Here is a 9,747-nt window from a genome sequence, read left to right as displayed (position 1 = left end):
TGGCAGAAAAAACAACCAAGTCATTGTTGGTATAACGCAAAATACAAATGATGACGGCTAAGAAAAATTTCCCTTCGCAAGGAGGGCTTTTCGTCGTGCCTTAAATCATCTAAAGACTTTCACATTTTTTTCGAATTTTTCCAGTTTCAAATTCTTTGCGGACGGCCAGCTGCTTTTCAAAATTATTTCTGCCTCGTGCTGCGAAAACAAAAGAGACTGCTTCAATCGGCCGAAAAATCGGCTGACGAGGCAGTCTCAAAAATCTTTCTTTAGAAAGCAGGGATTTGTCCATGACCGTTTCGGATCCGGACAGAAACCGGAAATTTTCGTTTATTCTACGCCGAGAACTTCTGCGCAGCGGTCGCATACGCCGCCTTCATGATGGCTGTGCGTATAGTTGCGGCATCTTTCGCAAAGATGTCCGTCCGTATGTTTCACTTCGATCTCGCATACCGAATACGGCTTGAGCGATTCGTCCGTGAACTCAGCGGACTCGACCATCAGCCACTGAGCCGGATTGGAGATGTACTCCTCTACGATACTGCGCAGTTCATCATTGGCATGGATGCGCAGAACGGCTTCGTTGGATTTTTTCAGAACGCCGTCGGTCTTGGCTTCTTCAAGAGCCTTCAGTACGTCCTTGCGCAGCGCAAGCGCGGTTTCCATGTTCTTTTTCAGTTCTGTGGTGTCTTCGATCAGACCGGATTTAACAAACTCGGAAAGGTGGATGGATTCTTCATCGAACTTCATGAGGTCGTTGATCTCTTCGGCGGTGTGCGCCAGGATTGGAGCCCAAAGACGAGTCAGAATCGAAGCCGTGAGATACAGAACGGTCTGGATTTCGCGGCGGTCTCTCGAATCTTCTGCATCGCAATAGAGGATATCTTTCGCGTAGTCGAGGTAGTAGCTCGAGAGCTCGTTAGTCATCAGGATCACCATCAGGTTGACCGCATCTGAGAAACGGTATTCGTTGTACGCCTTGCGGACTTCATCAACCGTATCGTCGAGCAGAGCGAGGATGAACTTGTTCTGCGGCGAAAGCGTTTCAACATCGAGCAGATCGTCCTTGCCAAACGTATTGCTGTCCAGGTTGCCGACGAGGAAGCGGAAGGTGTTGCGGACTTTGCGGTACGTATCGGATACCTGTTTGAGGATATTGTCGCCTACTGAGCAGTCGGCCTGATAGTCCACCATGCACGCCCAAAGACGCAGCACGTCCGCACCGAACTTGTTGGTGATTTCCGCCGGAGCCATGGCGTTCCACAGGGATTTGGACATTTTGCGTCCCTGTTCGTCCATGATGAATCCGTGGGAAAGAACCTGTTTGTACGGAGCCTGTCCGTATACGGCGGTTCCAATGATCAGAGAAGAGTTGAACCAGCCGCGATACTGGTCGGACCCTTCAAAGTACAGGTCTGCCGGATAGCCGAGGCCGCGTTTTTTCATCGCGCCCGTATGGGAGCTTCCGGAGTCAAACCATACGTCCATCGTATCGGTTTCCTTCGTGAAGAGACCGTTTGGCGAATGTTCGTTCGTATAGCCTTCCGGAACGAGATCCTTGGCGTCGCGTTCGAACCATACGTTGGATCCGTATTCGCCGATCAGCTTTGCTGCATAATCAAACAGAACCGGATCCATCAGCGGGGTGCCGTCTTCGCCATACAAAATTGGAATAGGTACGCCCCAGGCACGCTGACGCGAAATGCACCAGTCGGCACGGTCGGCGATCATGTTGTTCATGCGGTCTTCGCCCCATGCCGGTACCCAGGAAATGGAGTGGATCTGATCGAGGAGCTGATCACGGATTTTATCGATGGAAGCAAACCACTGTGTTGTCGCACGGAAGATGATCGGCTTTTTCGTACGCCAGTCGTGCGGATAGGAATGGACGATATCTTCACGGCTCAGCAGCGCACCTTTTTCGGTCAGCCAGTCGATGACGATCGGATTGGCTTCGTCTACGGTTTTGCCGGCCAGACGCGGTCCGCAGACATCCATCATGCGGCCCTGCGCGTCAACGTTTACGAAGACAGGCAGACCGTACTTGCGGCCGATCATGAAGTCGTCCATACCAAAGCCAGGCGCGGTATGAACCAGACCGGTACCGGAATCGTCAGTGACGTGTTCGCCGACCATAACGAGAGATTCCACTTCCGGATAAAGCGGATGAGTTGCGGTCATATATTCGAGATCCTTGCCAGGGATGATCTGGAGGACTTCGTAGTTTTCAATGCCAAAACGCTGCATCAGTTCTTCCACCATTGTGGAAAGCACGATCAGATTGCCCTGATCGGTTTTGACGCGGGCGTACTCAAAGCGGGGATGAACGGAAATACCGAGGTTGGACGGGATGGTCCATGGGGTGGTCGTCCAGATGACGAAATAGTCGTTTTCATCGAGGATGCTCTTGCCGTCCTTGACCTGGAATTTCACGTAGATCGTCGGCGAAGTTACATCCTTGTATTCGACTTCGGCTTCCGCGAGAGCGGTTTCGCTCGAAGGAGACCAGTAAACCGGTTTGAGGCCCTGATAGATCAGACCGTCTACCGCCATCTTTCCGAAAATACGGATCTGTTCTTCTTCAAAGTCCGGAGTCAGCGTGATGTAGGGATGATCGTAATCGCCGATCGATCCTAAAGCCAGGAAACCTTTTTTCTGACGTTCTACCTGCTCGAGCGCAAATTCACGGCAGATCTTGCGGAATTCCGGGATACCGATTTTCTTGCGGTCATAGCCAAGCTTGGTTACCGCGGTTTCGATAGGGAGACCGTGCGTATCCCATCCGGGGATGTAAGGAACCTGGTAGCCCTGCATGAATTTCGATTTGTTAATGACATCCTTGAGGACTTTATTCATCGCATGACCGATATGGATGTCCCCGTTGGCATACGGAGGACCGTCATGCAGTACAAAAGGCTCACAGCCTTCGCGTTTGGCGAGCATCTTTTCGTAAAGATGTTCATCCTGCCAGCGTTTCTGAAAAACCGGTTCTTTCCTGGGGAGGTTTCCTCTCATTTCGAACGTCGTTTTCATCATCTGGAGGGTCGATTTATAATCGTTCTTTTTCTCCATTCTCTTACGTCCTTTCTGCAGACACAAAAAAAGCCGCCCTTGTTTAAGGACGACAATGCGCGGTACCACCTTACTTCTTCAGGGCGTTTTCCCTGAAGCACTCGCAGATAACGGTCTGCTTCCGGAAAAGAGTACTCCATTCCCCTTTTCAGCTTCAAAGTGATACCCTGCAGATTTTTCATGCAGCCTTTTCACCAAACCGGCTGCTCTCTGCTTTCCAAATTCTGCAGGACGCGTCTTTGTCATTGCTTTTTCTGTTTACAAATTCATTTATTGATATTTCAGAATATTTACGATCAGTCTGCCTTTTCTGCTGACACCGTCGAGTTCGCCTATCATGAACTTTCCATGGCGGCGTACAGAGATGGTGTCATTATTGCACAGCACTTTCGCGGATTCAAGAATCGCATCATTGACTTTTACAAATCCCTGTGCAATCAGGCTTTTTGCGTCCGCTCTAGAGCAATGGGCAAGCGCTGCCACAATGCAGTCGGCGCGCATGCTTGCCGTGTTGATCTTGAGATGCTCAAAGACCGGTTTGGGCATTTCCAGCGGATCGCATTCTTCAAATTCGACGTGGGTTCTTGCGATCAGACGAATTTCCTGATGAATGAATTCAGCCAGATCGCTCTTGCAGACCAGATAGAGCGCATCCGGGCTTGCGACGATATCGCCGATGGACTCCCGCTTTAAGCCGGAGTGCATCAGGGCGCCGAGCACATCGGAATGCTTCAGCACTCTGGAAGAAGAGGCAGGCAGTTTTGCCTTCATTACGCAGCATTCCCCTGTTGGAATATACAGTCCGTCTTCTTCTGGATCGGGACGGTCAAAAGCCTCGTCGAGAATAAAGCGGCAGCGTACGGCGTCCGGATATCCGCCGTCAAATCGCCCGCCGGCTTTCGCGGCGATTCGGCCGATCTGCATTTTTTCAAAAGGGGTTAAAAAACCGGTCATGAACGGTTTTCCAAATCGTTCAAAACGGTCGATGCCGTTCTGTACCGATCGAAAAAACTGTTCATGACCGTTTGTGTTTTCCGCCATGATTACTGAGCAGATTCTTCTTCAGCTTCGTCGTTCAGGTTGATCGAGCCTGCTACGCCGATTTCTTTCGGATAGCAGAGAATTACATCCGGTCCGATATGCTTGAGCTCTCCGCCAAGGGCAAAGGCTACACCAGTCAGGAAGTCTTCCATGCGGCGAGCATATTCATCAGTCAGCTTGTGCAGGTTCACTACAACTGCGCGGCCTTCTTTCATGCGGTTGCCAGCCAGTTCCGATTCGTTCAGGCTTCTCGGCTCAAAAAGAACCATTTTTGTGTTGGCATCCAGATGCGGTGCGCCGTTGTCTTTCTTCACTTCGTACGCGTTGCCAGCAGGACGAGCTGTAGGTGCAGACTGTTCTGCTGTTTCTACGACTTCATCTTCTTCTACGTATTCTTCGTCGTCACCAGGTTCAACGAATGATTTAAAACGATCCATCAGTCCCATAAATAAACCTCCTCCAAACAATTTTTATCTTACCATACGACAGAAAGGTCAGAAACCAGGAAAACCCGTGGCCGCCTGTCCTTTCCGCAATGGAATCTGCGTGTAAGAAAGCCGATTTTTTTGAAAGTCAGGCCAGGAAATCGATCGGGGTTTGTCTATCGAATGGGTACAGGGCGATTTTTGCCGCTTGTGGTATTTTACTGACCAGACGGCGTGAATACAAGTGCGGCGATAGAATTCTGCAAAATTTATGGCGGCTTTTCCGGCGTCCTCAAAAGATCCGCACGCAATCTCCAATCGAACTTTACCTATGAGCAATTCGCAAGCGCTTTCCATATTCTGAAGCAGGGATTATGCGCAATGGTTTGCGTCGCTTTTCAGGTCAGAGCGCATGAAATTTCATGCTCATGCGCTCTAATGCAATCGGGTTTGAACGATTCAAAGAGGTGCGTGGAGCTGCCGCTCTAGAAGTCCTTGAAGGCGTCGCTCATCTGCTTTGTGCGTGTCAGCCAGCCAGTCTGGCCTTCCTCTAAAGCGGGCAGCTTGAGAAGGGCAAACGGGCCTTCGTTATTGAGATACCACTCGCCTTTCGGGAAGCGGGATCGAAACGCCTTCAGCGTGTTCTGCACCCCAGAGCCGAATCCGACAACAGAAAGCGCCTTGCAGCCGTCAAACATCTTCTGAATGAAACGGGCGTTCTGTGTCTGGAAATGCGTGATGTTCAGGCGCTGCAGCTGATAGGCATCGTTGAACATCTTGAAAAGGCTCAGGGCATTGGCGGTATCAAAGCTTTCCAGATTGAGCGACTGAATTGAGCTGCACTCGGAAAACATGAAGTCCATATTCGTCACATGCCGGGTATCGAAGCCGGAGAGATCCAGACTTTGCAGGGCGCGGTCGCCCGAGAACATAAATCCCATGTCCTCGCATTTCGACGTGTCAAAGTGAGATACATCCAGACCGCCCAGCCGGTGGCAGAACGCGAACATGCTTTCCATGTTTCGAACATTGGACGTATCGAAACCGGAAACGTCGAGGCTTTCGAGCAGGTAGCAGCTGGTAAACATGCCGGACATGTCTTCGACACTTCGCGTATCGAAGCTTTGTACGTTCAGTTCATGCAGGCTGTAACATCCGTTGAACATGTTGGCCATATCCCGCACGTTTCCGGTCTGAAAGCCGTCGATGTTCAGTTCGGTCATGCCGCTGCAGTCAAAGAAGAGCGAACGCATGCTGGTGACTTCGCTCGTGTCCCAGCCGGAGAGATCGATCGATTCAATTGAAGTGTAAATGCCGCGCTTGCTGACGGTGGCGCGTTCGGCACCGCCAAATGCATAGCTCAGATCACCGATTACCTTGAGAGGCGCGCTGCCGTCTACCCGGTCGATTTCCTTGCGCCAGGGATACCATGGCCAGCGATCGGACGTATCTTCGTCCTCATGTCTGGAAGGCGGAAGCTCGTCGGTGTTCACCGTACCTTCGCCAATGACGAGAAGGCCGTCTTCATCAATTGTCCACTCGGCGCTGCCGAGTTTTCCCGAATGACAGATTCGGGGTTCTGTGTTTTCTAAATCCGATTTGCGAAAAGAAACAGGCATATACAATCTCCTTTCCAGGATCCTATCCAGAGAAAACCGCTTCTTTCGATTGGATCCTCTGTTTGTTTTCAGCGGGTTGAAAACGCTTTCCTAAATTGTGCCATAAAAAGATGCTTTATAGTCCTGTGTTGAGAATTATCAATTGTTCTATGCAGCCTTTATACAGAAAAAGGAAGCTTTTCAGCTTCCCTTCTGTATTTTTCAGATCCTGTAGAATCGGGCGATCCCTGCTCTGCCTGATTTACTGGATTTTCCCGGTTCTCTTACGGCGGGCAGGCGGCATTCGTTCTGGCCTGAGGCTTTAGCGAATGCGTCCCGTTCTGGACTTATTCGGTTTCGATCAGACCGTAGCCGCCGTCTTTGCGGCAGTAGACTACAGCGGGTTTGCCGGTTTCATCATCGAGATAGATGAAGAAAGTGTGATCGAGCAGATCCATGCGGGTGATCGCTTCATCGAGCGAGAGCTGCTCGAGTTCGATGGATTTGGTCTTGACGACGATGTCTTCCGGATCTTCTTCACCTAGAATATCGAAGTCGAGGAAGGCTTCGTAGAGCGGCGATGCCTTGTCCTTGCGGCTTTCGAGACGCGTTTTCTGACGGCGAATCTGGTCTTTCAGTTTGTCTACGACTTTGTCGATCGCATTGTACATATCGACATCGACGGTTTCGGCACGCAGGATCGCTGCCTTCGTCGGGATGGTGACCTCGATTTTATTGTGGTTCGGATGGGAGGTCAGCAGAACTTTTGCGGTGTCGTCTTCCCCGATCAGGAAGTACTTCTCGAGACCTTTCAGTTTCTTGGTGATGCGGTCTTCGAGTGCCTGGGTAATGGAAATATTCTTTCCAACAATGTTGATTTTCATAAACTCACTCCTTGTCAGATGGATCGGGGCTGATCCTTGATTTCATGATAGGCATAAATCGTTTTGTCGTCAAAGCTATGACCAAAGTGGACATTTTACGGCCTTGTCAGGACGATTTCCTGTATTTTCCTTCCCAGAAAATCGATCGGTTTTCCTTTTTGTGGTTTTAAGTTTCATAACAATGAATATCGAGAATCTCGAATACGCAGGCGGTTTATGGCGGCAAAACCTCCTGTTTTCTTTCGAGTTATGAAAATTTTCCGCTCGAATTTTTTGAACGAGTTTTCAAGGCGGTATGATAGTGCAGACTTACCCGATCGATCCGTTTTCGAAAAATCGGGCACCCGCTTTCCTTCCCGTTTTCCTGCTTTTCGTCCTGTATCGCTTCCAATTGCGATGCTCTCCCGGACAAAACCGGTAAAAGAGCGGATACTCTTTTGCGTAAGTCAGAGATCTTCTGATCTGTCGAGAGTTTAAAGGAGCTGTATTCACTATGATTATTACTTTAAAAAAGACGGCCCCGGAACAGGCTGTCAATGAGCTGATTGCGGATCTGGAAAGCCGCAATCTTTCCATCACCAAAATTGTCGGTGAAAACTACGACGTCTTCGGCCTGGTCGGCGATACCGCGTCCATTGATGAGCGGTCCCTGCTGGCCAATCCCATCGTCTTTAACGTGCAGCGCGTTGCCCAGCCGTACAAGCTGGCCAACCGCATGTTCCATCCGGAAGATACCGTCATCGATGTCAGCGGCATCAAAATCGGCGGACAGAAAATCGTCATGATCGCCGGCCCGTGCGCGGTTGAAGGCGACGGTGCCATTTGCGAGGCTGCCGGCAAAGTGCTGGAAGCCGGAGCGGATATGCTGCGCGGAGGCGCCTACAAGCCCAGAACGTCTCCCTATTCCTTCCAGGGTCTCGGCTCGGAAGGCATTCAGGATCTCGTTCATGCCAGAGAACTTACCGGACTGCCGATCGTAACCGAACTGATGAGCATCGACAAGCTCGATGAATTTGTTGAAAACGTGGACGTCATTCAGATTGGTGCACGCAACATGCAAAACTTTGATCTTCTGAAAGCCGTCGGCCGCACGAAAAAGCCGGTGCTGCTCAAGAGAGGTCTGGCCAATACGATTGAAGAGTGGATCATGGCCGCGGAATACATTATGTCCGAAGGCAATCCAAACGTAATTTTCTGCGAACGCGGCATCCGCACGTTTGAGAAATACACCCGCAATACCCTCGATCTGGCAGTCATTCCGATTTTGAAAGAACGGACTCATCTGCCGGTTATCATCGACCCGTCCCACGCCTCCGGCGACTGGAAGCTTGTCGAAGCGCAGGCGTTAGGCGCGATTGCAGCTGGCGCAGACGGTCTGATCATTGAAGTGCATCCCGATCCGGCGCACGCCTGGAGCGATGGCGCGCAGTCGCTGAAACCGGATAAATATGCGGAACTGGTCACTAAAGCGCGGGCGATTGCGAAAGTGGTTGGACGCACGCTCTAATGAACCAGATTCTGGACAACCCCTTTCCCTTTTCCGATACCAACAAGCGCTACCACACCTTCTCCTATGCGATGAAGAAACAGTATGGACGAAAAATTGCCAAAATCCCGCTCAATGCGGGATTTTCCTGTCCTAACCGGGATGGAACCAAAGGCGTGGGCGGCTGCGCCTTCTGCTCATCTGCCGGAAGCGGCGATACGATTCTGCAAAGCCGCCAGTCGCTCCAGACCCAGTACCAGGCAAATCTGAAACGGGCCCGCAAAAAATGGCCCGAGTGTCTTGGCATCGCCTACTTTCAGTCCTTTTCCAATACGTACGCCCCGCTTGAAACGCTGAAAAAGATTTATATTCCCTTCTTTGCCTCGGATGAAGTCTGCGCGATTTCCATCGCTACGCGAACCGACTGTTTTTGTGAAGAGACCGCTGCATGGCTGGAAGAAATGCAGGCGAAGTATCACAAGGAAGTCTGGGTCGAATTCGGCCTGCAGAGCATTCATCCTCAGACCGCAAAGGCCATGAATTTCTGCCATACGCCCGAAGATGCGAAAAACGCGATCGCGTTATGCCAAAGGCATCATCTGCGTTCTGTCCTGCATCTGATTAATGGACTGCCGGGCGAAACCCGAGAGATGATGCTCAAAACCGCCCGCTTTGCCAGTTCCCTTCAACCCGGCGCGCTGAAAATTCACATGCTTCATCTGCTGGACAATTCCCGTCTGGGCCAGAGCTGGCTGAACAAACCGTTTTCTCTTCTTGGCGCGCAGGAATATGTATCCATTGTCTGCGATCAGCTGGAAGTGATCGATGAACACATCATTATCGAACGCGTAACCGGCGACGGTCTGGCCAGCGATCTGCTCGCTCCCCTATGGACGCGAAAGAAGACGCAGACCGCCAACGATATCGATAAGGAACTCCTTCGTCGAAACAGCTGGCAGGGCGCAAAAAAGACCGTTTCCTGATCCGAAGTTTTTCTCTCTGGCTCTGTGACGAATTTTTCTGCTTTTATTGTGCGTTTCATTCCTCAGTATTTACCAAAACGAAAACTCGGGCCTTCTCTGGGAAGATCGTAAGTGTCAAACAATCGACGGGAATACGCGAGACTGAATATTAGATACGCTAAACGGGATCCCTTTCGAGATCCCGCTTGGCGTATTTTTTATTCTTCATCGTTTTCTTCATACTTCGGATCCGGTCCACGGTATCCAATTCGAAGATAT

Annotated in this window: 8 protein-coding genes and 1 other annotated feature; of the genes, 2 read left to right on the top strand and 6 right to left on the bottom strand. The window is 50.7% G+C overall.

Features of this window, described 5'->3' with window-relative positions; translation table 11 throughout:
- Positions 1–109: 109 nt before the first annotated feature.
- The 6 genes from Afil_RS09940 to hpf all read right to left on the bottom strand — a co-directional run bounded on the left by Afil_RS09940 (position 110) and on the right by hpf (position 7,020).
- Positions 110–292 carry a hypothetical protein gene (locus Afil_RS09940; protein WP_230268406.1) on the bottom strand — a complete coding sequence of 61 codons (183 nt, stop codon included), beginning with the start codon at positions 290–292 and terminating at the stop codon, positions 110–112.
- Between the two features lie 38 nt (positions 293–330).
- Positions 331–3,072, bottom strand: a complete 2,742-nt coding sequence (gene ileS, locus Afil_RS09935) for an isoleucine--tRNA ligase (protein ID WP_230268405.1) — start codon at positions 3,070–3,072, stop codon at positions 331–333.
- 42 nt (positions 3,073–3,114) lie between these two features.
- Positions 3,115–3,327 (bottom strand) — a binding site (T-box leader).
- Between the two features lie 15 nt (positions 3,328–3,342).
- On the bottom strand, positions 3,343–4,113 hold the full coding sequence (locus tag Afil_RS09930; protein ID WP_230268404.1) for a YlmH/Sll1252 family protein: 771 nt from the start codon (positions 4,111–4,113) through the stop codon (positions 3,343–3,345).
- A gap of 2 nt (positions 4,114–4,115) precedes the next feature.
- Complete coding sequence (locus Afil_RS09925; protein WP_230268403.1) at positions 4,116–4,559, bottom strand: cell division protein SepF; 444 nt, start codon at positions 4,557–4,559, stop codon at positions 4,116–4,118.
- 464 nt (positions 4,560–5,023) lie between these two features.
- Positions 5,024–6,157 (bottom strand): BspA family leucine-rich repeat surface protein, encoded by a 1,134-nt coding sequence (locus Afil_RS09920; protein ID WP_230268402.1) that lies wholly within the window; start codon positions 6,155–6,157, stop codon positions 5,024–5,026.
- 326 nt (positions 6,158–6,483) lie between these two features.
- Positions 6,484–7,020 (bottom strand): ribosome hibernation-promoting factor, HPF/YfiA family, encoded by a 537-nt coding sequence (hpf, locus tag Afil_RS09915; RefSeq protein WP_230268401.1) that lies wholly within the window; start codon positions 7,018–7,020, stop codon positions 6,484–6,486.
- 493 nt (positions 7,021–7,513) lie between these two features.
- Here hpf and aroF point away from each other — a divergent pair, with 493 nt between their 5' ends.
- Both aroF and mnmL read left to right on the top strand, forming a co-directional pair.
- Positions 7,514–8,527 (top strand): 3-deoxy-7-phosphoheptulonate synthase, encoded by a 1,014-nt coding sequence (gene aroF / locus Afil_RS09910; RefSeq protein WP_230268400.1) that lies wholly within the window; start codon positions 7,514–7,516, stop codon positions 8,525–8,527.
- Positions 8,527–9,489, top strand: a complete 963-nt coding sequence (mnmL, locus tag Afil_RS09905; protein WP_230268399.1) for a tRNA modification radical SAM protein MnmL/YtqA — start codon at positions 8,527–8,529, stop codon at positions 9,487–9,489. Before aroF ends, mnmL begins: the two co-directional genes overlap by 1 nt.
- The last annotated feature ends 258 nt before the right edge of the window (positions 9,490–9,747 follow it).

The sequence above is a fragment of the Allobaculum fili genome (assembly GCF_020969955.1).
In the GTDB taxonomy this organism is placed as follows: Bacteria; Bacillota_I; Bacilli_A; order Erysipelotrichales; family Erysipelotrichaceae; genus Allobaculum; species Allobaculum fili.
The sequence above is the reverse complement of the archived record's forward strand: the minus strand, read 5'-3'. Positions and strand labels throughout refer to the sequence as shown.

Bases quoted from the DNA above. Each gene is read 5' to 3' on its own strand.
- Afil_RS09940 (WP_230268406.1), bottom strand. From the start codon at position 292: ATGGACAAATCCCTGCTTTCTAAAGAAAGATTTTTGAGACTGCCTCGT.
- ileS (WP_230268405.1), bottom strand. From the start codon at position 3,072: ATGGAGAAAAAGAACGATTATAAATCGACCCTCCAGATGATGAAAACG.
- Afil_RS09930 (WP_230268404.1), bottom strand. From the start codon at position 4,113: ATGGCGGAAAACACAAACGGTCATGAACAGTTTTTTCGATCGGTACAG.
- Afil_RS09925 (WP_230268403.1), bottom strand. From the start codon at position 4,559: ATGGGACTGATGGATCGTTTTAAATCATTCGTTGAACCTGGTGACGAC.
- Afil_RS09920 (WP_230268402.1), bottom strand. From the start codon at position 6,157: ATGCCTGTTTCTTTTCGCAAATCGGATTTAGAAAACACAGAACCCCGA.
- hpf (WP_230268401.1), bottom strand. From the start codon at position 7,020: ATGAAAATCAACATTGTTGGAAAGAATATTTCCATTACCCAGGCACTC.
- aroF (WP_230268400.1), top strand. From the start codon at position 7,514: ATGATTATTACTTTAAAAAAGACGGCCCCGGAACAGGCTGTCAATGAG.
- mnmL (WP_230268399.1), top strand. From the start codon at position 8,527: ATGAACCAGATTCTGGACAACCCCTTTCCCTTTTCCGATACCAACAAG.